This is a genomic window from Rhodobacter viridis (assembly GCF_003217355.1).
GTDB lineage: Bacteria > Pseudomonadota > Alphaproteobacteria > Rhodobacterales > Rhodobacteraceae > Rhodobacter > Rhodobacter viridis.
On record NZ_QJTK01000009.1, the window covers coordinates 1 to 24,671 of the forward strand.

General features: G+C 66.4%; 20 protein-coding genes and 1 tRNA gene. 6 read left to right on the forward strand and 15 right to left on the reverse strand.

Annotation, left to right across the window (positions count from 1 at the left end):
* Positions 1-185 precede the first annotated feature (185 nt).
* Positions 186-1,346, reverse strand: a complete 1,161-nt coding sequence (locus tag C8J30_RS11840) for an amidohydrolase (protein ID WP_110806066.1) — start codon at positions 1,344-1,346, stop codon at positions 186-188.
* Between the two features lie 63 nt (positions 1,347-1,409).
* A complete protein-coding gene (locus tag C8J30_RS11845) occupies positions 1,410-2,870 on the reverse strand; it encodes an MFS transporter (protein WP_110806067.1) in 1,461 nt (486 codons plus the stop codon).
* 250 nt (positions 2,871-3,120) lie between these two features.
* Between C8J30_RS11845 and C8J30_RS11850 the strand changes: the two genes are divergently transcribed.
* On the forward strand, positions 3,121-3,600 hold the full coding sequence (locus C8J30_RS11850) for a MarR family winged helix-turn-helix transcriptional regulator (protein WP_110806068.1): 480 nt from the start codon (positions 3,121-3,123) through the stop codon (positions 3,598-3,600).
* A gap of 299 nt (positions 3,601-3,899) precedes the next feature.
* The gene (locus tag C8J30_RS11855) at positions 3,900-5,258 is read left to right on the forward strand and encodes an alanine/glycine:cation symporter family protein (RefSeq protein ID WP_110806069.1); all 1,359 of its coding nucleotides are present in this window, start codon (positions 3,900-3,902) and stop codon (positions 5,256-5,258) included.
* Between the two features lie 106 nt (positions 5,259-5,364).
* On the opposite strand, the gene arsJ is transcribed toward C8J30_RS11855, so the two are convergent.
* The 9 genes from arsJ to C8J30_RS11900 all read right to left on the reverse strand — a co-directional run bounded on the left by arsJ (position 5,365) and on the right by C8J30_RS11900 (position 16,097).
* Positions 5,365-6,603, reverse strand: a complete 1,239-nt coding sequence (gene arsJ, locus C8J30_RS11860) for an organoarsenical effux MFS transporter ArsJ (protein ID WP_181420864.1) — start codon at positions 6,601-6,603, stop codon at positions 5,365-5,367.
* A complete protein-coding gene (locus C8J30_RS11865; protein WP_110806071.1) occupies positions 6,600-7,607 on the reverse strand; it encodes an ArsJ-associated glyceraldehyde-3-phosphate dehydrogenase in 1,008 nt (335 codons plus the stop codon). The genes arsJ and C8J30_RS11865 overlap by 4 nt, the downstream gene beginning before the upstream one ends.
* 2 nt (positions 7,608-7,609) lie before the next feature.
* Positions 7,610-8,440 (reverse strand): metalloregulator ArsR/SmtB family transcription factor, encoded by an 831-nt coding sequence (locus tag C8J30_RS11870; RefSeq protein WP_110806072.1) that lies wholly within the window; start codon positions 8,438-8,440, stop codon positions 7,610-7,612.
* Between the two features lie 282 nt (positions 8,441-8,722).
* The gene (locus C8J30_RS11875; protein ID WP_110806073.1) at positions 8,723-10,615 is read right to left on the reverse strand and encodes an acyl-CoA synthetase; all 1,893 of its coding nucleotides are present in this window, start codon (positions 10,613-10,615) and stop codon (positions 8,723-8,725) included.
* A gap of 128 nt (positions 10,616-10,743) precedes the next feature.
* Positions 10,744-12,531: an ABC transporter transmembrane domain-containing protein gene (locus C8J30_RS11880; protein WP_110806074.1), complete on the reverse strand. Its 1,788-nt coding sequence runs from the start codon at positions 12,529-12,531 to the stop codon at positions 10,744-10,746.
* A gap of 74 nt (positions 12,532-12,605) precedes the next feature.
* Positions 12,606-12,691: transfer RNA gene (locus tag C8J30_RS11885), tRNA-Leu, on the reverse strand.
* Between the two features lie 42 nt (positions 12,692-12,733).
* Positions 12,734-13,507 carry an enoyl-CoA hydratase-related protein gene (locus C8J30_RS11890; protein WP_110806075.1) on the reverse strand — a complete coding sequence of 258 codons (774 nt, stop codon included), beginning with the start codon at positions 13,505-13,507 and terminating at the stop codon, positions 12,734-12,736.
* A 172-nt stretch (positions 13,508-13,679) separates the two neighbouring features.
* Positions 13,680-14,132 carry a cytochrome c-type biogenesis protein gene (locus tag C8J30_RS11895; protein WP_110806076.1) on the reverse strand — a complete coding sequence of 151 codons (453 nt, stop codon included), beginning with the start codon at positions 14,130-14,132 and terminating at the stop codon, positions 13,680-13,682.
* A 3-nt stretch (positions 14,133-14,135) separates the two neighbouring features.
* On the reverse strand, positions 14,136-16,097 hold the full coding sequence (locus C8J30_RS11900; RefSeq protein ID WP_110806077.1) for a heme lyase CcmF/NrfE family subunit: 1,962 nt from the start codon (positions 16,095-16,097) through the stop codon (positions 14,136-14,138).
* A gap of 324 nt (positions 16,098-16,421) precedes the next feature.
* Between C8J30_RS11900 and C8J30_RS11905 the strand changes: the two genes are divergently transcribed.
* From C8J30_RS11905 to C8J30_RS11915, 3 genes are all read left to right on the forward strand, one after another.
* Positions 16,422-17,603, forward strand: a complete 1,182-nt coding sequence (locus tag C8J30_RS11905) for an aspartate aminotransferase family protein (RefSeq protein WP_110806203.1) — start codon at positions 16,422-16,424, stop codon at positions 17,601-17,603.
* 71 nt (positions 17,604-17,674) lie between these two features.
* Positions 17,675-18,601: an ornithine carbamoyltransferase gene (gene argF, locus C8J30_RS11910; protein ID WP_110806078.1), complete on the forward strand. Its 927-nt coding sequence runs from the start codon at positions 17,675-17,677 to the stop codon at positions 18,599-18,601.
* 65 nt (positions 18,602-18,666) lie between these two features.
* Entirely contained in the window at positions 18,667-19,212 is a 546-nt protein-coding gene (locus C8J30_RS11915; protein ID WP_110806079.1) for an isochorismatase family protein, read from the forward strand.
* Here the strand turns inward: C8J30_RS11915 and hrpB are convergent.
* Positions 19,209-21,647: an ATP-dependent helicase HrpB gene (gene hrpB, locus C8J30_RS11920; protein ID WP_110806080.1), complete on the reverse strand. Its 2,439-nt coding sequence runs from the start codon at positions 21,645-21,647 to the stop codon at positions 19,209-19,211. The two genes, C8J30_RS11915 and hrpB, sit on opposite strands and share 4 nt — an antisense overlap.
* Entirely contained in the window at positions 21,644-22,381 is a 738-nt protein-coding gene (locus C8J30_RS11925; protein ID WP_110806081.1) for a DUF3108 domain-containing protein, read from the reverse strand. The genes hrpB and C8J30_RS11925 overlap by 4 nt, the downstream gene beginning before the upstream one ends.
* Positions 22,382-22,503: 122 nt before the next feature.
* Between C8J30_RS11925 and meaB the strand changes: the two genes are divergently transcribed.
* Entirely contained in the window at positions 22,504-23,493 is a 990-nt protein-coding gene (gene meaB / locus C8J30_RS11930; protein WP_110806082.1) for a methylmalonyl Co-A mutase-associated GTPase MeaB, read from the forward strand.
* A gap of 52 nt (positions 23,494-23,545) precedes the next feature.
* Here meaB and rpmB read toward each other — a convergent pair whose 3' ends face one another.
* Both rpmB and C8J30_RS11940 read right to left on the reverse strand, forming a co-directional pair.
* A complete protein-coding gene (gene rpmB, locus C8J30_RS11935; RefSeq protein WP_013068826.1) occupies positions 23,546-23,833 on the reverse strand; it encodes a 50S ribosomal protein L28 in 288 nt (95 codons plus the stop codon).
* 123 nt (positions 23,834-23,956) lie between these two features.
* Positions 23,957-24,649 (reverse strand): NAD-dependent deacylase, encoded by a 693-nt coding sequence (locus C8J30_RS11940; protein WP_110806083.1) that lies wholly within the window; start codon positions 24,647-24,649, stop codon positions 23,957-23,959.
* Positions 24,650-24,671: the final 22 nt, after the last annotated feature.

The following is a 24,671-nucleotide window of genomic DNA, read 5'->3' on the forward strand; positions in this document are numbered from 1 at the left end:
ACGCGCTTGCGGGCGGGCTGGTAGCCTTTGCGGCGCGGGCCGGGGCGATCGTCTTCGGCTGGACGCTGCCCGCCTATCGCGCCCGCGCCGGACGCCCGACCGATCCGCGCTGAGCCCCGGCCAGTCGTGATACGAAAAGCCCGCCCCGATCACTCGGGACGGGCGCTGCGCGGGAAGGGACAGTCTCAGCGCAGCGTGGCTTCGGTCAGCGCCACCCAATAGGCGGCGCCGATCGGCAGGATCTCGGGGTCGAGCACATATTCGGGGTGATGCACGAATTTCGTGTCGCCATTGCCCAGGAAGCAATAGGTGCCCTTGCACTTTTGCAGCATGAAGGCGAAATCCTCGGAGCCGAGATAGGTCGGGCCTTTGTCGATCACATTGTCCGTGCCAAAGGCGGCGCGGGCGATGGCAGCGGCCTTGCGGGTTTCCTCGGGGTCGTTGGTCAGCACTGCCCCCGGCACGCCCTCGCGAATTTCGGCGCTGCAGCCGAAGGACTCGCACTGGCGCGCCACCAGACGCCGGACATTTCCCAAAACGACGGCCCGATCCTGCGGCGTGGTGGTGCGGATCGAGAGCCGCAGCACTGCGCTTTGCGCGATGACATTGCCCGCTTGCCCCGCCTGAAACGCCCCCACCGTGACGACAGCACTATGGGAGGGCGCCACATTGCGCGCCACCACCGTCTGCAACGCCATCACCAGCGACGCCCCCGCCACGACCGGATCGATCGCCAGTTCGGGAAAGGCGCCGTGGCCGCCCTTGCCGGTGATCTCCACCTCCCAGTTGTCGACCGCAGCCATCGTGTCGCCTTCGGTGAAGTAGAGCTTGCCCTTTTCGAGCCCCGGCATGTTGTGCATCCCGAAGACCGCATCGACCGGGAAGCGCTCGAACAGACCATCGGCGATCATCGCCGGGCCGCCCTGCATCGTCTCCTCGCCGGGTTGGAAGATCATCCGCACCGTGCCGTTGAAATTGCGCGTCTCGGACAGGTATTGCGCTGCGCCCAAGAGCATCGCGGTATGGCCGTCATGGCCGCACAGATGCGCCCGGCCGGGGATCTGCGATTTCCAGGGCAGGTCGTTCACCTCCTGGATCGGCAGGGCGTCGAAATCGGCGCGCAGCCCGATGGCCTTGCCGCCCTTGCCCGAGGTGATCGAGGCGACGATGCCGTGCCCGCCGACGCCGGTGACGACCTCGACGCCGGGAAAGCTGTGCAAGGTGTCGGCGATGAAGGCGGCGGTGCGCTCTTCCTGCATCGAGAGTTCGGGGGTGCGGTGCAGATGGGCGAACCAGGTTTCCATCAAGGATTTGTCCTGTTCGAGCCGGGTGATGATGGCGTTCATGTCACGCTCCTGTAAGGCGGTTTCGGGGTGCTCCCGCCAGCCGTCCGGCGGGGGCAAAGGCGGTCAGGCGGTTGCTTTCTTGCCCGCCGGGATCGTCAGCAGGATGCTGAGGATGGCGACGAGGACCAGCATCAGGTTGAACCCGAGCGCGACCAGCGCGGCTTCGCGGATGGCGACGTTGTCCTGCCGCCCGACGAAGGTGATCACGCCCTGCATCCACTGCACCGAGGCGTCATTGGCGCTGAGTGCGGTGAAGATCGCCGCCGAGATCGCCACACCGAAGGAGCCACCGAGCGACGAGGCCATCTTGTAGATGCCCGCCCCGGCCGCCGCCTGATCATCGGGCAGGTTCGACAGCGCCGCATCGGTCGAGGGGGTGGCGTAGAAGGCAAGACCAAGGCCAAGCAGGATGTAGGAAATCACGGCGAGGATGCGGTATTGGTCGAGCATCAGGTTCGTCGGCAGCAGCAGCGCGATCGACAGGCCCGAGATCAGGCAGGCCCAGAGCATCGGCTTGCGCGAACCGAAGCGTTGCAGAAGCTTTTCGCCGACCCGGATGAAGGCGACGATGGTGATCGCATAGCCGAGCGTCAGCATGCCCGCCGCCTGCGCCGTCAGCCCGCCACCGAGTTGCAGGAGCATCATCGAGACGATGATCATGCCCGCGATGCCATTGAGCAGGAAGTTGGAGATCGTCGCCCCGGTATAGATCCGGTTGGAAAACAGCTTGAAGTTGACGAAAGGCGCGTTCGAGCGGGTTTCCAGCAGGAAGAAGATCACGCCAAACACCACCGCGACAACAGCGAGGCCAAGCGTCAGCGGATCGGTCCAGCCGATTTTCGAGCCCTGCGTCGCGACGATCTGCAACGCGACCATGCTGATCAGGAAGGTGACCAAGCCCTTGAAGTCGAACTTGTAGCTGCCCTTGGCCTCGGCCTTGCACTCGGGGGTGCCGCGCACCATCAGCATGCCGACGAGCGAGACGACGGCCGAGATGATGAAGATCCAGCGCCAGCCGACGTTCGAGGCCATCAGCCCGCCAAAGAGCGCGGCAAAGCCTGATCCGCCCCAAGACCCCATCGACCACAGGCTGATCGCCCGCTGCCGCGCCGCGCCCTCCCAATAGGTTTTCACCAGCGCGAGGCTTGAAGACATGATGAAGGCCGCCGACAGCCCTTGGGCGATGCGGCCGAACATCAGGAAGGTGCTGCCCGAGGCGCCCGTGGGGGCAAAACCCACGAGGAGCGAGCCGAGGATCGACAGCACGAAGCCCCACATCACCATGCGGACGCGGCCGACCCGGTCGGCGAGGCCGCCGACGACGACGATGAAGATGCCGGAAAACAGCGCCGTGATCGACACGGCGATGTTCATCAGGCTTTGTTCGATCTGCAGATCGGCCGCCATCTGCGGCGCGATGTTGAGCGTGGTCTGGGCAAACAGCCAGAAGGCCAGAACGCCCATGATGATCCCGAACAGGAGCCTGTCGGTCCCCTGATAGGAGGATTTGGATGTGTCAGACATCTCGGTGGTCCTTTGGAAAGCGCGAGGGGCGCATGAACAAGGCGAGGTCTCGCGGCAGGGGCGGGAGGAACGACTCGGGTCACCTGCTTGCCTCTGCGCGCAATATACAATAGTTGCTTCTTGCAACAAGTGAAAAATGCAAGCGAAACTCGAGACCGTTGACCCGGGCAATGGTTGCAATTTCCGCCCTCCTCGCCCACCTTGAGGCCATCGGCACGACCTGCCCGGCGCCGCAGAAGGATCACGGACCATGGAAAAACCCTTTTCGCGCGAACGGCTGACGTTCCGGCTCGACATGCTGGCGAAGGAGTCGATCGATGCGAACGACGGGATCTTTCAGCATCAGCTGGGGCTGAGCATCCGCGAGGTCCGGGCGCTGCGGATCATTCACGACCACGCCGGGCTGACCTTCGTCGATCTGGTGCAGATGGCGGATCTGGAACGGACGCTGACCTCGCGGATCATCCAGAGCCTGATCAAGCAGGGGCTGGTGCGGCGCGAGAACGACGAAAACGATGCGCGCAAGTTCCGGCTCTATCCGACCGAGGCAGGCAGCCGCAAACGCGAGGCGGCCGGGCGACTGTCTGAGGCGCTCGAAAAGCTGCTGGTGGCGCCGCTGAGCCCCGAGGAACTGGTGCAGCTTGACGATCTTCTGGCGCGTCTGGCGGTCTGGGTCCGCGCCAGGGACTACCACGACCAGCTTGCCACGTTCAGCGAAACCGAAAGCTGACCCGACGCGCGCGCCGACCTGCCCGCCAGCCGACGCTGCGCGGTTGCCCCTGCGGCTGCGGCGGTTTCACGCGCGCAAACCGAGATAACCCTCTGCGCAGAAACACCCTCCGTCTCGGATCAGGCCTCCGCCAGCCGCGCCGGAGGGTGTGGTGAAACGCCGGGTTGAACTTCGATCTGCTGCGGACTTACGAGGGGGGGCGAACACAGCACAAGATCCCGGCAACGCGACCCGCGCTGCACACCCGCGCGTCTTTTCGTCGAAGACGCTGGTGCGAGGGACAGAGAGGAGACTGGCGTTTGGAACTGATTCATAACTTCTTCGAGTGGCTGAACGGGATCGTCTGGGGCGTTCCGATGATCGTCCTGATCATCGGCACAGGCTTTTACCTGCAGATCCGTCTGGGCTTCATGCCGATCCGCAAGCTGATCTACGGCTTCCGGATGATCTGGAAAAGCCGCACCCCCGGCGCGGAGTCGGAAGGGGAAATCACCCCCTATGCGGCGCTGATGACCGCGCTTTCGGCCACCATCGGCACCGGCAATATCGCGGGCGTCGCCACCGCCATTGCGGTCGGCGGCCCGGGGGCGCTCTTTTGGATGTGGGTCACCGCCTTTGTCGGCATGGCAACGAAATATGCCGAGGTCGTCGTCGCGGTGAAATACCGCGAGGTGGACGACAAGGGCGAGCACATCGGCGGTCCGATGTTCGCGATCAAGAACGGGCTGGGCAAGAACTGGGCCTGGCTCGCCACGGCCTTCGCCTTCTTCGGCGGGCTTGCGGGCTTTGGCATCGGCAACATGGTGCAGGCGAACGGCATCGCGAGCGCGGTGCAGAACTCCTTCGGCATTGCGCCCTGGATCTCGGGCATCGTGATGATGGCCCTCACCGGTCTCGTCGTTCTGGGCGGGATCAAGCGCATCGGCGCGGTGGCCGAAAAGGTCGTGCCCTTCATGGCGATCGTCTATCTGGTTTGCGTGGGCGTCGTGCTGGTGGTCTTTGCCGAAAATATCCCCTCGGCCTTTGCCACCGTGATCTCCGATGCCTTCACCGGCACGGCGGCGGCGGGCGGCTTCCTTGGCTCGACCATCCTGATGGCGATGCAAAAGGGTGTGGCGCGGGGCATCTTCTCGAACGAGGCGGGGCTGGGCACCGCGGGCATCGCGCAGGCCTCGGGCTCGACCTCGAACCCGGTGTTTTCGGGCGTGATCGGGATGATGGGAACCTTCATCGACACGATCATCATCTGCACGCTGACGGGTCTGGCGATCATGGTCACCGGCGTCTGGACGAATGGCGAGACCGGGGCGATGCTCTCCTCCTCGGCCTTCGAGGCGGCGATGCCGGGCTATGGCAAATATCTGCTGACGATCTGCCTTGCGCTCTTTGCCTTCACCACCATCCTTGGCTGGGCCTATTACGCCGAGAAATGCTGGGAATTCCTGCTCGGCACGATCAGCGAAAAGCCGTTCCGGGTGCTTTGGACCATCGCGGTCTTCTTCGGCGCGACGCTGAGCCTCGATTTCGCCTGGCTGGTCGCCGATACGCTCAACGCGCTGATGGCGATCCCGAACCTGATTGCGCTGCTTCTTCTCTCGCCGGTCATCGTCAAGCTGACGCGAGAGTACTTCGCCCCCGGCGGCGAAGGCGGGAACTGACACAACGTGCCGGGGCGTCCAGTCGGATGCCCCGGCCGACATTTCTGACGCGGCAGGCCCCACCTCGGGCAGGCGAGATCGCGCGGATGATGAGCCACACGGGCGGCTAGGCCAGCCTGCGCGCGGCGATCCAGCTTGCCGCCGCCATGGCGCCCGCGGTGGCAAGGCAAAGCGCCAGCCCGCCGATCTGGTAGCTCAGGCCCGACAAAAGCGTGCCGATGAGCCGCCCCGCCGCATTGGCCATGTAGTAAAAGCCGACATCGCGGGTGATCCGCCGCGCGTCGCCAAAGGCGAGGATCAGGTAGGAATGCACCGAGGAATTGATGGCGAAGACGAAGCCGAAGGCGAGAAGCCCGATGAGGATCGTTGCGGTCAACCACGGGGCGGGCGCGGGGGCGATCAGCACGGCGAGGGCAAGCACGAAGGGGATCGGAACGAGATAGCCCGCCCAAGCGATGGCTTTTGCGGTGATGGCGGGTTCTGGCTGGGATTTCGCGCCCAGAAGCCGGGGGGCAAAGGCCTGCACCGCGCCATAGGCGATGATCCAGAGCGCCATGATACCGCCGGTGAGAAAGAACGCCTCGCGTCGGCCCTCGGCCGTGCCATCGGACAGAACCGCTTGGAAATAGACCGGAAGGCCGACGACGAACCAGACATCGCGAGCGCCGAAGAGAAACATCCGGGCCAGCGAGAGCCGGTTCACCTGCGGGTTTTGCGATCGCCAGCCGCCCCAACTGTCTTCGGATTTCATCCGCCCCGGCAGGCCTGCGGGCAGAAAGGCCACGACCGCGATCAGGATCAGGGCCAGCAGAACCGCCATGCCCCAAATCGCCGGTTTGAAACCGACAAGCGCCAAGAGCGCGGCGCCCAGGAAGAATCCGAGCCCCTTCACCGCGTTCTTTGATCCGGTGAGCGCCGCGACCCAGCGGAACAACCCGCTCTCCCCCGTTGGCGCCAGCAGTTTCACCGCCGATTTTGACGACATCTTCGCCAGATCCTTGGCGACGCCCGAGACGCCCTGCACCGCCATCACGAACGTGACCGAGGCGGGGATCGACCAGCCCGGATCGAGTTGGGCAAGTGCCACGAGAGCCGCCACCTGCAGGCCGAGCCCGCCATACAGCGTCGCGGCAAGTCCGAAGCGCGCCGCCAGCCAGCCCGCACCAAGATTGGTGGCGATGCCCGCGACTTCATAGAGCAGGAAGAGCCAGGCAAGCTGCAAGGCGCTGAAGCCCAGCCCGTTGAACTGCAGAAGCACCAGCATCCTGAGCGCGCCATCGCTGAGCATGAAGGCCCAATAGGCGGCGGTGACGGCGGCATAGGCGCGGATCGGATTGGCGCTCACAGTGACCCCGCCACCATCCGGGCGATATCGGCCAGACGGCAGACATAGCCCCATTCGTTGTCATACCAGGCGTAAAGCTTCAGTTGCGTGCCGTTCACCACCATCGTCGACGGCCCGTCGATCACGGCCGAGCGCGGATCGTTGGTGAAATCCGACGATACCAGCGGCCGGGTCTCGAAGCCGAGAATGCCGCTCAGCGGCCCCTCGGCGGCGGTTTTGAGCAGGCCGTTCACCTCCTCAACCGTGGTCGCACGCTCAAGCTCGAAGACGCAATCGGTGAGCGAGGCGTTGAGCAGCGGCACCCGGACAGCGTGACCATTCAGCCGCCCCGTGAGCTCGGGATAGATCAGCGTGATCGCCGTGGCCGAACCGGTGGTGGTCGGGATCAGGTTCATCAGCGCAGACCGGGCGCGGCGCAGATCCTTGGCGGGGCGATCGACGATCGTCTGCGTGTTCGTCACATCATGCAGCGTGGTGATGGATCCGTGCTTGATCCCAAGGGCTTCGTGGATCACCTTGACCACCGGGGCAAGGCAGTTCGTGGTGCAGGACGCCGCCGTGATCAGCCGCTGGCTGCCATCGTAAAGCGTGTGATTGACGCCATAGACAAGGTTCAGTGCGCCCTCGTCCTTCACCGGGGCCGAGACGACGACCTTGCGCACACCTGCATCGAAATAGGGTTCAAGCTTTGCCGCGGTTTTGAAATGGCCGGTGCAGTCGAGCACCAGATCGACGCCCATTTCGGCCAGCGGCAGGGCCTCGAGCCTCTTTTCCCGTGTCAGGGGGATGCGGTGTCCATCGATCATCAGCGCGCCTTCGGAGGCCGCAGTGGGGGCCGACCAGCGGCCATGCACTGTGTCGAACTCGAGAAGCAGCGCATGGGTTTCCGCATCGCCCACGGCGTCGTTCAAGAGCACGATCTCGGCCGCGTGGCCCAGATCGACCAGCCGCCGCAGCACGAGTTTTCCCATCCGGCCGAGGCCGTTGATCGCAATCCTCGCCATGGTCATTCCTTTTCAAGCGCGATGCCGATCGCATCGACGCGGGTTTGCAGCGCAAGGCGGTCGAGCGTGCCGAAGGGCAGCGCGACAAAGGCGGCGATCCGGCGGCGCAGCGCGCCATAGGTTTGCGCGAAGACGAGCGCCCTTTCCGCCTCGGTGCCCACGGCCTTCACCGGGTCGGGCAGGCCCCAATGGCCGGTGATCGGCTGGCCGGGCCAGGGCGGGCACTCTTCGGCGGCGGCAGTGTCACAGACGGTGAAGACGAAATCCATCTGCGGCGCGGCGGGGCCCTGAAACTCCGACAGATGTTTGGCGCGCAGGCCCCCGGTGTCATGGCCGTTGCGGGCCAGAACCTCGAGCGCGACGGGGTTGATCGAGGTTCCGGGCCTTGTGCCAGCCGAATGGGCGATGAACTTGCCCGCCCCCAGATCGCAGAGCAGCGCCTCGGCAAAGATCGAGCGGGCGGAGTTGCCCGAACAGATGAAAAGCACGTTGAAGGCAGTGTCGGACATGAGATTTGCCTTGTCAGGAAGGGCTTTGGGCATCAGGTCGGGACGAGCCCGGCCCAGATCGAGCGCGAGATAACCGATCAGGGATTCGGTTTTCTGAAGGTCGACGGCATAGAACAGCGACCGCCCCTCGCGGCGCACCTGCACCAGCCCGCAAGCCATCAGGTCCGCCAGATGATGCGAGAGGGTGTTTTGCTTGATCCCCAGCGCGGCGGAAATCTCCGTCGGGCGCACGCCTTGCGGCGCAAAGCGCATGAGTAGCCGGAACACGGCAAGACGGCCGGGATGGCCAAGGCAGGCGAAGGCGGGGGCGGCTGATCTTTCCATAATTTATGAATTATGGATTGAATGAAGGATGTCCAGTGAAGCTTTGATGACAGCCCCGACTTGCAAGACCGTGGCCAAGCCAGCCTATCGCACCATCGATGCAGGCAATGGCACGCGCACGCCATTGCGGCGGCGGTTGGGATCTGGCTCTCGTATAGGCGCCGTTGTCACGGCAACGCGCGGCCAACCGCGCCGGTGGCGGCGGGCCACACCGCAGCGGATCTGCTCAGGGAGCAGACCCGCTGATTTCTTCTTGGCCCAAATACGCCCTGTCGCGGCCGGTCACTCGGCCCAGTCCCAGGGCACGGTGAACTGCCCCAGCACCTGGCCCAGCTTCGCCGCGTCGTGATCGCCCGTGGTCGCCAGCTGCGCCACCAGACCGCGCTTCTTGTCCTCGACCACCGCGACCACATGCACCGGCACCGCAGCCTCGGCCAGCGCGGCATCCAGCACCCGGACAATCGCCCGCTTGCGCAGCTCGGGCTTGAAGATCTTGCCCACCGCGGTTTTCGGCAGTTCGTCCAGCACCTCGATGTGCTTCGGCACCGCCGCGCGTTCGTGGATGTGGCGCTTGGCATGGGCCATCAGCTCGTCCGGGGTGATCGTCGCATCCTTGACCAGCTCGACATAGGCGCAGGGCAGCTCGCCCGCAAAGGCGTCGGGCTGGCCGATCGCGCCCGCAAAGGCGATGGCCGGATGAGCGAGCAGCGCCTCCTCGATTTCCGCGGGGTCGATGTTGTGGCCGCCGCGGATGATCAGATCCTTGGCGCGGCCGGTGATCCAGAGATAGCCGTCCGGGTCGATCCGGCCCAGATCGCCGGTGCGCAGGAAGCGTTCCTCGGCGAACAGGTCGTGGTTCTTGTCCACCTCGGTATAGGTCGAGCCCTCGAACACGCCCGGGTTGGCGACGCAGATCTCGCCCACCTCGTCGGCCGCACATTCAAGGAAACCGGCCTCGGTCTTGCGCAGGATGCGGACGTGGCTGTAGGGCAGCGGAATGCCCACCGAGCCGACTTTCTTCGGCCCGTCGACCGGGTTGATCGAGACAAGGCAGGTGGCTTCGGTCAGCCCGTAGCCCTCGCAGATCTCGACCCCGGTGGCGTCCTTGAAGCGGTTGTAAAGCTCGACCGGCAGGGGCGCAGAGCCCGAAATCGCCGTGCGCAGCGAGGAAATGTCGGCATCGACCTTGCGCTGCATCAGCGCGGCAATGGCGGTGGGCACGGTGATCAGGAAGGTGACCTGCCAGCGCTCGATCAGCTTCCAGAAATTGTCGAAGACCCCCTCGCCGCGATAGCCCGCAGGGGTCGGGAACACGACATGGGCGCCGGAATGGATCGCGGACATCAGGATCGGATAGGCGGCAAAGACGTGGAAGAGCGGCAAGGGGCAGATCATCACGTCGGTATGGCGGAACAGAAGCGTGCCGCCGAGCCAGCCGTTGTAGACCATGCCCGAATATTTGTGCTGCGCCACTTTCGGCATGCCCGTCGTGCCGCCGGTGTGGAAATAGGCCGCCACGCGGTCGGTCTTCGCATCCTCGAACACCAGCTTGTCGGCGGGCTGGCCGTCGCAGGCGGTGTTGAAATCATAGACATCGGCGTGATGGCGGAAATGCGTCTTCGGCCGGAGGAAGGGCACGATCCACGATTTCGGCGCGGTCAGGTAGCGGTTCAGATCGACCTCGAGGATCGTCTTGACGTTCGGCGCGTGCTTGACCGCCTCGGCCGCCTTTTGCGCGATGTCGGATTTCGGGAAACTTTTCAGCGTGACCAGCACCTTGGCCTTGGTCTCGCGCAGGATCGCGGCGATCTGCTCGGGCTCCAGCAGCGGGTTGATCGGGTTGACGATCCCCGCCGTCGTGCCCGCCAGCAGCACCACCGCGGTTTCAAGGCTGTTCGGCAGCAGGTAAGCCACCGTGTCCTTTTCGCCCACGCCCATGCGGCGCAAAAGGTTCGCGGCCTGCGTCACCCGGGCCAGAACCTGCTCCCAGGTCATGGTGACCGAATGATCCTTGGGCCCCGAGGTGATCTGGAACGTCAGCGCCGGACGGGCCCCGTGTTTCGCCGTCACCCGGGACAGGAAGTCATACATCGTGATCGCGCGGTCGCGGTCTTCCCAGGGCATCTGCCCTTCGACGCGGTCGCGGTCGGCCACGGTCGCATAGGTCTCGGTCATGGTGTCCTCCCCCGGCCCGTTCCTCCGCAGGCCTTGGGCGCAGAATGCGTCATAAAGCGGCACCCGGGCAAGGGCGGGATTGCCGCAAACGTCACGTCATGGCGGGCATGACGCAAGGACAAGCCGATTCAGGCGCTTGCGCCATCGGTGAATTGCAGCCGCGCCAGTTCGGCATAGAGCCCGCCTTCCGCGACCAGCGCCTCATGCGTGCCCTGCGCGACGATCTTGCCCTGATCGAAGACCACGATCCGGTCGGCTTTCTTCACCGTGGCAAGGCGATGCGCGACGATGATCGTGGTGCGGGTGGCGCGCAGATCATCGACCGCCGCCTGCACCGCGCGTTCCGAGGCCGCATCCAGCGCCGAGGTCGCCTCGTCCAGAAGCAGCACCGGCGCGTCGCGCAGGATCGCCCGGGCGATGGCGATGCGCTGCTTCTGCCCGCCCGAGAGCATGATGCCGCGCTCGCCCACATAGGTGTCGAAGCCCTGCGGCAGCGCCGACAGGAAGTCATGCGCGTAGGCTGCGCGGGCGGCGGCCTCGACCTCGGCATCGGTGGCTTCGGGGCGGCCAAAGCGGATGTTTTCCCGCGCCGTCGTCGCAAAGATCACCGGGTCTTGCGGCACCAGCGCCAGCGCGCGCCGGTAATCGGCCCGCGCGAGGTCACGCAGATCGACACCATCAAGGGTGATCCGCCCCGCTTCGGGGTCATAGAACCGCTCGATCAGCTGAATGATCGTGGTTTTTCCCGCGCCCGAGGGGCCGACCAGCGCCACGGTTTCCCCGGGCGCAATCGACAGGCTGACCGCGTTCAGGGCCGAGGTCTCGGGCCGCGAGGGGTAATGGAAGGTGACATTTTCAAAGGCAATCGCGCCTTTCACCGGGCTTGGCAGCGGCACCGGCCTGGCCGGATCGGTCACGGTGTCGCCCGCATGGAGCAGCTCCACCAGCCGCTCGGTCGCGCCCGCGGCCCGCTGCACCTCGCCCCAGATTTCCGTCAGCGCGCCGACAGCGGCCGAGACCATCACCGCATAGATGACGAATTGCACCAGCTGGCCGACCGTCATCAGCCCCTCGCGCACGTCGCGCGCACCGATCCAGAGCACGCCGACGATCCCGGCGAACACAAGGAAAATCACGATCATCGTCATGATGGCGCGGGTGGTGATGCGGGCATTGGCCGAGGCGAAGGCCTTTTCGGTGACCTCGGAAAAGGCGTTCCGGGTCAGCGCCTCATGGGTGAAGGCCTGCACCGTCTGCACCGAACTGAGCGCTTCCGACGCCGAACCCGAAGAAGAGGCGATCCAGTCCTGGTTCTCGCGGCTGAGCCGGCGCAGACGGCGCCCCATCACCACGATCGGCACGATGACCAAGGGGACGATCAACAGCACCAGCCCGGTCAGCTTCGCCGAGGTGAACAGCAGCATGGTGATGCCGCCGATCAGGATCAGGATGTTGCGCGCCGCGACCGAGATCGAGGAGCCGAGCAGCGACAGGATCAGCGTCGTGTCGGTGGTGATGCGCGAGATGATCTCGCCGGTCAGGATGCGCTCGTAGAAGGCGGGGGAAAGTTCGATCACCCTGCCGAAGACCGCCTTGCGGATATCGGCGACGACGCGCTCGCCAAAGCGGGTGACGAGCCAGTAGCGCAGCCCGGTGCCCACGGCCAGCAGCGCGGCGATGACATGGGCGGCCAGAAAATAGCTGTCGAGCAGCTCGCCGCCCTGCTGGAAGCCGTCGACCACGCGGCGTGCCGCGATGGGCAGGATCAGGGTCACCATCGCCGTCAGCACCAGCGCGCCCGAGGTGGCGAGGGCCAGACGGCGATAGGGGGTGATGAAGGGGGCAAGACCCCGGATCGCGCCCATGCGTTTCGGCTTCGGACGATCTTCCAGCGGGGTGGCAGGTCTGCGGGCCATCGGCTCTCCCTCTCGGTTTTGTCCGATCTATGGTTGCAAGGCCCTGACGGCAAGGTTCACGCCCAGAAAGAGGCTGGTACGGGCGACCGGACTCGAACCGGCATGGAGTTGCCTCCGAGGGAGTTTAAGTCCCATGCGTCTACCATTCCGCCACGCCCGCGGCCCGCCTTGGGTAGCGCGGGCGGGCGAGCGGGGCAAGGGCCTAGCGCCCGGTGAACTGCGGCGGGCGTTTTTCCAGAAAGGCCTGCACGCCCTCGCGGAAATCCGCGCTGCGGCCAAGCTCGCCCTGATAGCGGGCCTCGAGCGCGAGCTGCGCGCCAAGCGGGTTCGACAGCCCGATGTGGAAGGCCCGCTTCAGCGCCGCAAAGGCCGCCGTCGGCCCCTTCGCCAGATGCGTGGCCCGCGCCCGCCAGTGATGTTCGAAATCGACATCGGGCACGGCTTCCCAGATCAGCCCCATCCGCGCGGCCTCTTCGGCGCCGATCTTCTCGGCAAAAAGCGCCATGCCCATCGCGCGGGCCATGCCGACCTGCCGGGGCAGCCACCAGGTCCCGCCCGCATCCGGCATCAAGCCGATCCGGGTGAAGGCCTGCATGAACGCCGCCGACTGCGCCGCGATCACCACATCGGCCGCCAGCGCCAGATTGGCCCCCGCCCCCGCGGCCGCCCCGTTCACCGCCGCCAGAACCGGCAGCGGCGCACTGTAGATCGCCTGCAGCAGGGGTTCATATTCCTCGCGCAGCACGGTCTCGAGGTTCAGCCCCTCGGCTGCGCCATCGCCCAGATCCTGCCCCGAGCAGAAGGCCCGCCCCGATCCGGTCAAGACGATCGCCCGCGCCTCGCCGCGGGCGCGGTGCAGCGCCTCGGTCAGCTCGCGCCGCATCGCCGCATTCAGCGCATTCATCACTTCGGGCCGGTCGAGCGTGATCACCGCCAGCCCCTCGGAAATCTCGTAGCGGATCGTGTGATAGCTCATGGCCTGCCTCCTCTTTGCCCCAGCTTGCCGCGCGGGCAGCGAAAGGCAAAGCGAAACCGCACGTCACAAACAGCCCCCGGCCCCGGCTTTTCCTTGGCAAAATACGCAAAGCGGGGGCGCGGGGGGCGCAGCCCCCCGCGGGTCGCCTCGGGCTTGCCCGAGGCGAAAGCCCTCACTCCTTCAGCAACTCCGTCAGCCGCGCCTCTTCCTCGGCCGACAGCACAGTAGCCCCCGCCTCGTCCTCGCGCCGACGCCCGCGCAGCCACAGGAAGACCCCGCCCAAAGCCACCACCAGCACCGCAGGCCCGATCCAGTACAGGATCAGGTTCGCCCCCGTGCGTTCGGGCTCAAACAGCACATATTCGCCGAACCGCGACTTGACGTAGTCGATCACCTGCGCGTCGGTATCACCCGCCACCAGCCGCTCACGCACCGCAAGCCGCAGATCCCGCGAGACTTCGGCATTCGACTCGTCAATGTTTTCGCCCTGACAGACCGGGCAGCGCAGCACCTGCGAGATCTGGCGCGCCCGAGCCTCAAGCCCGGGATCGGACAGAACCTCGTCGGGCTGCACCGCATGGGCGGGCGTGGCGAGCAGCAACAACAGGGCAAGACGTTTCAGCATCACTCACTCCGCCGCGACAGCATTGGGGGCCACAGACCGGTGCGCGCCCGCCGCGCTGCGATAGCGCCGGTCGCTCAGGCTCAGGCCGCCGCCAAAGGCCATCATCAGACAACCCGCCCAGACCCAGTTCGCGAAGGGCTTGATATAGGTCCGCACCGCCCAGCCGCCGCCCTCCTGCGGGTCGCCGATCACCAGATAGACGTCGCGCCAGACCCCGTTGTCGATATCGGCCTCGGTCGTCGGCATCGCCTGCACCGGATAGATGCGCTTTTCGGGATGCAGCGTCGCGACGAGCTTGTCGCCTTGCCGCACCTCCATCGTCGCCGTCTTCGAGGTGAAGTTCGGCCCCGGCACCTCTTCGACGCCCTTGAGCGTGATCGTGTAGCCGCCGACGGTGAAACTTTCGCCCGCCTGCGCCACGCGGATATCCTCGATCTGACCGGCCATCAGCAGCCCGACACCGGCAAAGACGATGCCCAAGCCGCCATGCGCAAAGGCCTTGCCCCAATCGGCCCGCGGCAGCCGCAGGACGCGCCCCGGCGTCCGCCCAGCCCTCTGCCAGATCTCGGCCAAGGCGCCAAAGACGATCCAGGCGCCCAGCCCCGCCGCACCCAGCGCCAGCATCGGCCGCCCCGTCGCCATCACCCAGACGAGCGCCAGAACGGCCAGCGTCAGCGCGAGGGCGGGCAGAAGCGGGCGCGCCAGCGTGCCCAGGCGCGCGCGTTTCCACGGCATCATCGCACCGAGCGGCAGCAGCAGCGCCAGACCGATCATGAAGGGCGTGAAGGCCTTTTCGAAGAACGGCGCGCCGACCGAGAGCTTGCGCGCCCAGACCAGCTCCGCGACCAGCGGCCAGACCGTGCCGGTGAAGACGACAAGCGCCGCCACAGCCAAGAGCACGTTGTTCACGACGAGCGCCGATTCCCGGCTGACCATGGAGAACAGCCCCTTCGCCTGCATGTTCGAGGCCCGCGCCGCATAAAGCGTCAGCGCACCGCCGGTGAAGAAGGCGAGGATGAACAGGATGAACACGCCGCGTTTCGGGTCATTGGCAAAGCTGTGCACCGAGGAAATCACCCCCGAGCGCACCAGGAACGTCCCGATCAGCGAAAAGCCGAAGGCCATGATCGCCAAAAGGATCGTCCAGCTTTTCAGCGCCTCGCGCTTTTCCACGACGATCGCGGAATGCAGCAGCGCCGCCGCCAGCAACCAAGGCATCAGCGAGGCGTTTTCCACCGGGTCCCAGAACCAGAAGCCGCCCCAGCCGAGTTCGTAGTAAGCCCACCACGAGCCCAGCGCGATGCCGATGGTCAGGAAGATCCAGGCGGCAAGCGTCCAGGGCCGCACCCAGCGCGCCCAGGCGGCATCGACCCGCCCCTCGATCAGCGCGGCCACGGCGAAACTGAAGGCCATCGAAAGCCCGACATAGCCGAGATAGAGGAACGGCGGATGGAAGGCCAATCCGGGGTCCTGCAACAGCGGGTTCATGTCACGGCCGTTGAAGGGCACCTCTTCAAGCCGCAGGAACGGGTTCGAGGTGAAAAGCACGAAGACAAGGAAGGCGACGCCGATCGTCGCCTGCACCGACAGCACCCGCGCCCGCAGCCGCTCGGGCAAAGCGGCGCCAAAGGCTGCCGCCGCGGCGCCGAACATCGACAGGATCAGCACCCAGAGCAGCATCGAGCCCTCGTGGTTGCCCCAGACGCCGGTGACCTTGTACAGCATCGGCTTGTCGGTATGCGAGTTTTCGTAGACGAGCTTCAGCGAAAAGTCCGACACCACAAAGGCATAGGTCAGCGCGGCAAAGGCCGTGGCGATCAGCAGGAACTGCGCCAGCGCCGCGGGGGTGGCGACAGCCATCCAGCCCGACCAGCCCTTTTGCGCGCCCACCAGCGGGATGATCGCCTGCACCAGCGCCACGCAAAGGGCCAGGATCAGGGCGAAGTGACCGGTCTCGACGATCATGCGGGGTCCTCCTCAAGTCGCGGGCATCATAGAGACGCAGCCCCCCGGGGCCAAGGCAGATGCGCATCTGTCCCGCATCTTTCGCAAAAGCGTGAAGCAGTCATTTCCTTTGACTTTGCGTCAGCCCGCCGCTAAGCGAAGGGCATGATCACCCGGACCACCCTCTTTGCCCGTCCCCGACGTCGCGCGCCCCGCGCCTGACGTCTGATCTCCCGTGGCCTCTCGCCACACCCTTTCCACAAAACCGTCCCTGAAGGCCCCAGACCGTTGACAGCCGCCCCGCGCCTGTTGCACGCCTTGGCCTTCCATTTTCAGGAGCAGAAAATGATCGCTTCCGTGCTGCCGACCTACACCCGTGCCCCCCTCGCCTTCGTGCGCGGCGAGGGCTCCTGGCTCTGGACGGAGGATGGCAGCCGATACCTCGACCTTGGCGCGGGGATTGCGGTCAATGCGCTCGGCCATGCCGCGCCGGAACTGGTCGCGACGCTGACCGAACAGGCGGGCAAGCTCTGGCATGTCTCGAACCTCTACCGGATCCCGGAGCAGGAACGGCTCGCCGACATGCTGGTGGCCAACACCTTCGCCGACACCGTCTTCTTCACCAATTCGGGGACCGAGGCCTGCGAGTTGGCCGTGAAGATGGTGCGCAAGTATTTCTACGAAAAGGGCCAGCCCGAGCGCAGCGACATCCTGACCTTCTCGGGCGCCTTCCACGGCCGGTCCTCTGCCGCCATCGCCGCGGCGGGAACCGAGAAGATGGTCAAAGGCTTCGGCCCGCTGCTGCCCGGGTTCAAACACCTGCCGTGGGGCGATCTGGAGGCCGTCAAGGCCGCCGTCACCGACACCACCGCCGCGATCCTGATCGAACCCATTCAGGGTGAAGGCGGCATCCGCCCCGCGCCCGAGGGCTTCCTGAAAGCCTTGCGCGAGATCTGCGACGCCACCGGCACGCTTCTCGTCTTTGACGAGGTGCAATGCGGCGTCGCCCGCACCGGCCGGCTGTTCGCGCATGAATGGGCGGGCGTCACCCCCGATGTGATGATGGTCGCGAAGGGCATCGGCGGCGGCTTCCCGCTCGGCGCCGTGCTTGCCACCGCAAACGCCGCCTCGGGGATGACCGCGGGCACGCATGGCTCGACCTATGGCGGCAATCCGCTGGGCTGCGCGATCGGCGCGAAGATGATCGAGATCGTCACCGCCCCCGGTTTCCTGGAAGAGGTCAGCCGCAAGGCGGGCTTCCTGCGCCAACGGCTCGAAGGCCTCGTCGCCGCCCATCCCGACATCTTCGAGGAGGTGCGCGGTCAGGGCCTGATGCTCGGCCTGCGCTGCAAGCTGCCGCCCGGGGATGTGGTGAAGGCCGCTTATGCGCAGAACCTGCTGACCGTGCCGGCCGCCGACAACGTGCTGCGGCTCCTGCCGGCGCTGACCATCACCGAAGACGACATGGCCGAGGCCGTCCGCCGCCTTGAGGCCGCCGCCACCGCGCTCGAACAACAACCGGCCTGATTTATCTTGCCACAAATATCCCGGGGGGTCTGGGGGGCAGAGCCCCCCGGCCTTACGGAAAGGAAACCGGAATGACCCATTTTCTCGACATCCAATCCACCAGCCCCGCCGAATTGCGCGCGATGATCGACAGCGCCCGCGCGATGAAGACCGCGCGCATGGACCGCCCGAAAGGCGCGCCCGATGACGAGCAGCCGCTGGCGGGCTGCATGGTGGCGCTGATCTTCGAAAAACCCTCGACCCGGACCCGCGTCAGCTTCGATGTCGGCGTGCGGCAGATGGGCGGGCAGACGATGGTGCTGTCGGGCAAGGAGATGCAGCTCGGCCACGGCGAGACCATCGCCGACACCGCCCGGGTGCTCTCGCGCTATGTGGACCTGATCATGATCCGCACCTTCGAGGAAGCGACCCTGCTCGAAATGGCGGAATATGCCTCGGTTCCCGTGATCAACGGGCTGACGAACCGCACCCATCCCTGCCAGATCATGGCGGACATCATGACCTATGAAGAACACCGCGGCCCGATCGCCGGACGCAAGGTGGTCTGGTCGGGCGACGGCAACAACGTCTGCGCGTCCTTCCTGCAGGCGGCGGGGCAGTTCGGGTTCGATCTGACCTTCACCGGGCCGCAGACGCTCGACCCGGAACGCGAATGGATCGAATTTGCGCGGGCGAAAGGCGCGAATGTGGTGATCGAGCGCGACCCGGCCAAGGCGGTCGAAGGCGCCGATCTGGTCGTCACCGACACCTGGGTCAGCATGCACGATCCGGAATCGGCCAAGGAACGGCGGCACAACCAGCTGCGCGCCTATCAGGTGAACGAGGCGCTGATGGCCAAGGCGAAACCCGATGCCTTGTTCATGCATTGCCTGCCCGCGCATCGCAACGACGAGGCAACTTCGGCGGTGATGGACGGCCCGCATTCTGTTATCTTCGACGAGGCCGAGAACCGGCTGCATGCGCAAAAGGCGATCATGCGCTGGGCCTTGGGCAAGTGAAGGCAAGGCCGGGGGCGCTGCCCCCGGACCCCCGGGATATTTGTCGCAAGATAAAAGGAATTGCGATGGGCAAGACCGCGCTTCTGATCATCGACATGCAAAGGGAGATGCAGGCGCGGCTCGATGCGGGCCGCGCGGCGGTGAACCCCGAAGCCGGGGCGGCGATCGCGGCATTGGCTGCGGCCTGTCGGGAAAAAGGCGTGGCGGTGGTGCATGTGCGTCATCACGATGCAGATCCGGCTTCGCCCTTTCACCCGGATGCGCCGGGCGCGCAGCCGATGCCCTGTGCCGCGGCGCGGCCCGGTGAGGCGGTGTTTGTCAAATCCACCTCTTCGGTCTTTGCCTCGACCGATCTGGCGGCGCATCTGCGGGGCCAAGGGATCACCCGGCTGATCATCGTGGGCGCGGTGCTGGGCTTTTGCGTCACCTCGGCCGTGCGGGCGGCGGCGGATCTGGGCTTTGCGGTGATCTTGCCGCGCGATGCGGCCTTGGGCTTCGATCTGCCGATGATGGGGCTTTCGGCGGACGAGATCGCGAAAGTGACCTTTGGTCTGCTCGGCGCGGATTTCGCCACGCTCTCGACCAGCGCCGAAGTGATCGCCAGCCTTTAGGTGCCGCGCGGTTTTGCCCGCGTCGTCGGGTCGGCCTCGCGCGGGTTTTCCGGCCAAGGATGGCGCGGATAGCGGCCGCGCATGTCCTTGCGCACCTCGGCATAGGAACCGTCCCAAAAGCCGGGCAGGTCCATCGTCACCTGAATAGGCTTGCCTCCGGGCGAGAGAAGCTCGATCCGCAAGGGATGGCGCTTCGGCCCGACGCTCGGGTGAACAGTCACGCCATACATCTCGGGCAGTTTCACTTCGATCGTCGGCACCTCGGCGCCGTAATCGATCGGCACGCGGCGCCCTAAGGGCGTTTCGAAATGGCCGGGAACAAGCCGGTCCAGCTCGGCCATCTGCCCCCAATCGAGCTGCGCGCGGAACGCCTCGGTCAGGTCAAGATTGCGCAGATCGGCCTCGGTCCGGACTTTTTTCAACCACGGTAGCAGCAACTCCCCCGCCAGAAGCGCGGCATCCGAGAGGTCGGGCAGATCGACGCCATCGGCGCGCAGGATATTGACGCGGGCGCGAAACCGGGCGGCGCCGGGCGTCAGCGTCAGGCCGATCTGGCGCAGACCCTCAAGCGCGCCGCGCGCCATCGCCTCGGGCGGGGCCTCGGGCCAATGGCGGTCTTCCAACACCAACGCGCCGAAACGCTCCTGACGGCGGGCGACCACCCGGCCCTCGCGTTTCGACCATTCGCAGAGATCGACCCAAGTGATGCGGTCGCCATAAAGACGGCGCAGCTCGGCATCGGCGAGCGCCAGGCCCTGCCGGACGCGGGCCTCGCGCGGGTCGCCGTCAAGGTCCGAGGCCACCAGCAGCCGGTGCTTGCCCAGACCATCGGCCTCGTCGACCACCGCGCCCTTGCCGCCAGACAGCACATAGCGGGCGGCATCGCCCTTGCGGCGCAGACCGATGCGGTCGGGGTAGGCCAGCGCCAGCATCTCGGCCGAGGAATGGGCCGCCGCGACCGGCTCGACCATGCGGGCAAGGCGTTTGGCTTCGAGACGAATGCGCTCGATCGTGCCGCGGTGGAGTTGGCCGGGGTGGTCGGTCTCGTAGCGGCCCGGGTTGGCGATGGCCGCAAGGCGCAGGGTCAGATCGGCCGAGGCACCGCGGATCGGGTCACGTTCTTCCAGAAGCGCCGCCAAGGTCGCGGCCTCTGGCCCCGCGGTCACCAGCATATGGGCGAGGCGCGGATGCAGCGGCAGGGCGGCCAGCGCTTTACCGTGCGGGGTGATCCGGCCGCCCTCGAGCGCCCCCAACCCCTCCAGCAGCGCCCGAGCCTCGGCCAGCGCGGGCCCGGGCGGCGGGGTAAGAAAGGCAAGGTCCGCGCCGTCACTGCCCCATTGGGCGAGTTCGAGCGCAAGGCCCGACAGATCGGCCACAGCCATTTCCGGCGGGGCGAAGGCGGGCAGCGCGCCTTCCTCGCCCTTGGTCCAGAGCCGGTAGCAGATCCCCTCGGCCACCCGCCCGGCCCGGCCGCGGCGTTGCTCGGCCTCGGCCCGCGACACACGTTCGGTCACCAGACGCGCCATCCCCGAGGCGGGATCGAAGCGCAGCCGCCGCGCGCGGCCGGCATCGACCACCACGCGGATGTCCTGAATGGTGAGCGAGGTTTCCGCGATCGCGGTCGCAAGCACGACCTTGCGGCCGCTTTCGCAAGGCGCAATCGCGGCGCGTTGGGCGGCGAAGTCCATCGCGCCGAAGAGCGGGCGCAGATGGACGCCCGCGGGCAGACGGTCGCGCAGAAGCGATTCGGCGCGGCGGATCTCGGCCTCGCCGGGCAGGAAGACAAGGACACCGCCCGTGGTCTCGGCCACCGCCTCCTCGACCAGCCCGGCCACGGCGGGCTCAAGCCGCATGCCGGGCGCCAGCGAGCGGCCGAGCCAGCGGGTTTCAACCGGAAAGGCGCGGCCCTCCGAACGCAGGATCGGCGCATCATCGAGCAGCGCCGCCACCGGCTCGGCATCGAGCGTGGCCGACATCACCACAAGCCTCAGATCGGGGCGCAGGGCGGAGCGCGCCTCCCAGACCAGCGCGAGGCCCAGATCGGCATTCAGCGAGCGTTCGTGGAATTCGTCGAAGATCACGCAGCCGATGCCGGTCAGTTCCGGGTCGGACTGGATCATCCGGGTCAGGATGCCCTCGGTCACCACCTCGATCCGGGTCGCTTTCGAGAGCTTCGCCTCGCCGCGGATGCGGTAACCGACGCGCTGCCCCACGGCCTCGCCCAGCGTCTCCGCCATCCGCTCGGCCGCCGCGCGGGCGGCCAGACGGCGCGGCTCCAGCATCAGGATGCGGCCCGGCACCAGATCGAGCAGCGCCAGCGGCACGCGGGTGGTTTTCCCCGCGCCGGGCGGCGCCATCAGAACGGCGCGACCTGCGCGGCCAAGGGCGTCGCACAGGTCGGGAAGAATAGCGTCGATGGGAAGTGTCGCGGTCACTGCCGGATCAGGTGGCCTTGGCCGATGATCGTGTCGGTTGTGATGTCGACCACGCGCAACCGGGTGCCGTCGCCCGTGGGCGCATAGGTGAGGGTAAAGGGAAAGCGGGTCTTTTCCGCCATTTCCTTTTCCTTGAACCCGGCAATGCGGCGGTATTCGCCGGTGCAGGTCACGCCCTTTTCAGTCGGCTGCGGCGCCGACAGCGCCACTTGCGAGCGCCGGACGCCGTCGAACATCGTCACCTTGAGCGTGCAGGCCTCGTCCCGGTCGACATCGCGCAAGACCGCGTAAAGCGCGGTCAGGGGGTCGATCGTGCCACCCTGCTTGGCCGGATCGACATCGGTCGCACGCGGCGCGCGCGGCGGCTCGTGGCTGACCGAGGCGGGGGTGCCGTTCTTGTAGATCATCGTGTTCTTCGAGCTGTCATCGCCGCGCTGCGAGGCGACCTCGACCGCGCGGGGGGTGAAGCGGCCCTTCGCGAAGCTGCCCGAGGCGATGGCATCGTAACGGATCTTCTTGATCATGCCCGCCAGCCCCGTGGTCTTCACCACGCCATTGGCGGCATAGGAACCGCCTGCGATCTTGCCGTCGATCGCCAGCTCGCCCGCCTTGATCCCCTTGAGGACGACGTCGAAGACGATGCGATCGCTCTGATCGGCCAGTGCGGGCTGGGCCGCCAGCAGCGCAAGGCCGGTGGCGAAAGCGGAAAGGGTGCGGGTCGGTACTGCTGTCATGGGCCTGTCTCTGCGGATGCCTTCGGACTGGACATACACCGCCCGTTGAGGGCATGAAACCGAAACCGTTTCACGCTGGTTGACGTTTTCGTTCGATCGGCACCGTTTCGCACAGGCCCGCCATGACCGTTTCTTTCGACACTGCCGCCGATCTGGCCCCCCGTATCCTTGCCGGAGAACGCCGCGCGCTGGCGCGGGCGATCACGCTGGTGGAATCGGGCCGCGCCGATCACCGGGCGCAGGCGACGGCGCTGCTCGACCGGCTGGGCACCGAGAAAAAGGCGCTGCGGATCGGCCTTTCCGGCACGCCCGGGGTGGGCAAGTCGACCTTCATCGAAAGCTTCGGGATGATGCTGGTCGGGCTTGGGCTGCGGGTCGCGGTGCTGGCGGTCGATCCGTCCTCGGCGCGCTCGGGCGGCTCGATTCTCGGCGACAAGACCCGGATGGAGCGGCTCTCGCGCGAGCCTGCGGCCTTCATCCGCCCCTCGCCGTCGCAAGCGCAGCTCGGCGGCGTGGCAAGGCGCACCCGCGAGGCGGTGGCGCTGTGCGAGGCGGCGGGCTTCGATGTCGTGCTGATCGAGACCGTCGGCGTCGGCCAATCGGAAACGCTGGTGGCCGAGATGACCGATCTTTTCATCCTGCTGATGGCGCCCGCGGGCGGTGATGAGTTGCAGGGCGTCAAGCGCGGCATCATGGAAATGGCCGACATGATTCTGGTCAACAAGGCCGATGGCGATCTGAAACCGGCGGCTTTGCGCACGGTCTCGGATTACGCGGGCGCGCTGCGGCTGTTGCGCCGCCGCCCGCAAGACCCGGAGGGCTTCCCGAAAGCCGTGCCGGTCTCGGCGCTGGCCGAGGAAGGGCTGAAGCTGGCTTGGGAAGACATGCAGAGCCTCGCCGCCTGGCGGCGCGACAAGGGCCATTTCGACCGCCGCCGGGCCGAGCAGGCGCGGCACTGGTTCGAAACCGAAGTGCGCGAGGGGCTTCTGGCGCGGCTGACGCAGGACCCGGCGATTCGGGCGCGAATGCAGGCCTTGGGCACGGCCGTGGCCGAGGGCCAGGCCGCCCCGGCGGCCGCCGCGGCCGAGATGCTGGCGGAGTTGCAGCGCTGAAATGAAAAAACCCCGCCAAAGGCGGGGTTTTCTGATCCGGTGGATCAGCCGATCAAGCCGCGGCTTGCGCCTTGGCGATGGCTTTCTTGATTTTCAGCGCATTCGCCGAAAGTTCGTCATCCGAGGCTTTCGCAAGGAAAGCATCCAGACCACCGCGGTGATCGACGGTGCGCAGGCCAGCGGCCGACACGCGCAGCTGGAACGATTGCCCCAGCACGTCCGAGATCAGGGTGACTTCGTTCAGGTTCGGCAGAAAGCGGCGACGCGTCTTGTTGTTCGCGTGGCTGATGTTGTTGCCCGACATCGGGCCTTTGCCGGTCAGTTCGCAGACGCGCGACATGGCGTTGATCCTTCGTTTCCTCGGGCGACGCGGCCCACTTCCAATACTGCGGGACCCGCTGCACGCGGTGCCCGGAAATCCGTTCGCGGGGAATAAGGGCAATGCCGCCCCGCGTCAAGCGATTCATGCGGCGAGCATCTCGTCCACCCAGGCCGGAACCACCTGTGTCGCAGGACCATGCCGGGCCGCGTCGAACATCCGGGTGCCCTGCGACGGCTCGAGATTGAGTTCCAGCGTCGGCACGCCTGCATGCATCGCATCGGCTACGAAGCCCGCCGCCGGATAGACATTGCCCGAAGTGCCGATCGAAACGAAAAGATCCGCCGCCCGGAGCGCCGTCCAGATCTCCTCCATCCGATAGGGCATCTCGCCGAACCAGACGATATCGGGCCGCGTCGCGGGCTTGCCACAGGCCGGGCAGGACTGGGTCTTGCACATCTCGCTGGGCGCGGGCCAACGATGGCCGCAGGCGGCGCACAGCGCCCTGTTCAGCGTCCCGTGCATGTGGATCAGATTTTGCGACCCGGCGCGCTCGTGCAGATCATCGACGTTTTGCGTGACGATCAGCACCTGATGCGCCCCCGCGGCTTCAAGTCGCGCCAGCGCCCGATGCGCTGCATTGGGTTCGGCCGCCGCGGCCGCCGCCCGGCGCTCGTTGTAGAACCTGTGCACCAAGGCCGGATTGCGGGCAAAACCCTCGGGCGTTGCCACATCCTCGATCCGGTGCTCCTCCCACAGACCATCGCTGGCGCGGAAGGTGCGGATCCCGCTTTCGGCAGAAATTCCCGCACCTGTGAGAATCACGATTCTGGCCATCGGCGTTTCCCCTTGGTAAACA

Coding starts and splice junctions, on each gene's coding strand:
- C8J30_RS11840 (WP_110806066.1), bottom strand. CDS start 1,346: ATGAACGCCATCATCACCCGGCTCGAACAGGACAAATCCTTGATGGAA.
- C8J30_RS11845 (WP_110806067.1), bottom strand. CDS start 2,870: ATGTCTGACACATCCAAATCCTCCTATCAGGGGACCGACAGGCTCCTG.
- C8J30_RS11850 (WP_110806068.1), top strand. CDS start 3,121: ATGGAAAAACCCTTTTCGCGCGAACGGCTGACGTTCCGGCTCGACATG.
- C8J30_RS11865 (WP_110806071.1), bottom strand. CDS start 7,607: ATGGCGAGGATTGCGATCAACGGCCTCGGCCGGATGGGAAAACTCGTG.
- C8J30_RS11870 (WP_110806072.1), bottom strand. CDS start 8,440: ATGGAAAGATCAGCCGCCCCCGCCTTCGCCTGCCTTGGCCATCCCGGC.
- C8J30_RS11875 (WP_110806073.1), bottom strand. CDS start 10,615: ATGACCGAGACCTATGCGACCGTGGCCGACCGCGACCGCGTCGAAGGG.
- C8J30_RS11880 (WP_110806074.1), bottom strand. CDS start 12,531: ATGGCCCGCAGACCTGCCACCCCGCTGGAAGATCGTCCGAAGCCGAAA.
- C8J30_RS11890 (WP_110806075.1), bottom strand. CDS start 13,507: ATGAGCTATCACACGATCCGCTACGAGATTTCCGAGGGGCTGGCGGTG.
- C8J30_RS11895 (WP_110806076.1), bottom strand. CDS start 14,132: ATGCTGAAACGTCTTGCCCTGTTGTTGCTGCTCGCCACGCCCGCCCAT.
- C8J30_RS11900 (WP_110806077.1), bottom strand. CDS start 16,097: ATGATCGTCGAGACCGGTCACTTCGCCCTGATCCTGGCCCTTTGCGTG.
- C8J30_RS11905 (WP_110806203.1), top strand. CDS start 16,422: ATGATCGCTTCCGTGCTGCCGACCTACACCCGTGCCCCCCTCGCCTTC.
- argF (WP_110806078.1), top strand. CDS start 17,675: ATGACCCATTTTCTCGACATCCAATCCACCAGCCCCGCCGAATTGCGC.
- C8J30_RS11915 (WP_110806079.1), top strand. CDS start 18,667: ATGGGCAAGACCGCGCTTCTGATCATCGACATGCAAAGGGAGATGCAG.
- C8J30_RS11925 (WP_110806081.1), bottom strand. CDS start 22,381: ATGACAGCAGTACCGACCCGCACCCTTTCCGCTTTCGCCACCGGCCTT.
- meaB (WP_110806082.1), top strand. CDS start 22,504: ATGACCGTTTCTTTCGACACTGCCGCCGATCTGGCCCCCCGTATCCTT.
- rpmB (WP_013068826.1), bottom strand. CDS start 23,833: ATGTCGCGCGTCTGCGAACTGACCGGCAAAGGCCCGATGTCGGGCAAC.
- C8J30_RS11940 (WP_110806083.1), bottom strand. CDS start 24,649: ATGGCCAGAATCGTGATTCTCACAGGTGCGGGAATTTCTGCCGAAAGC.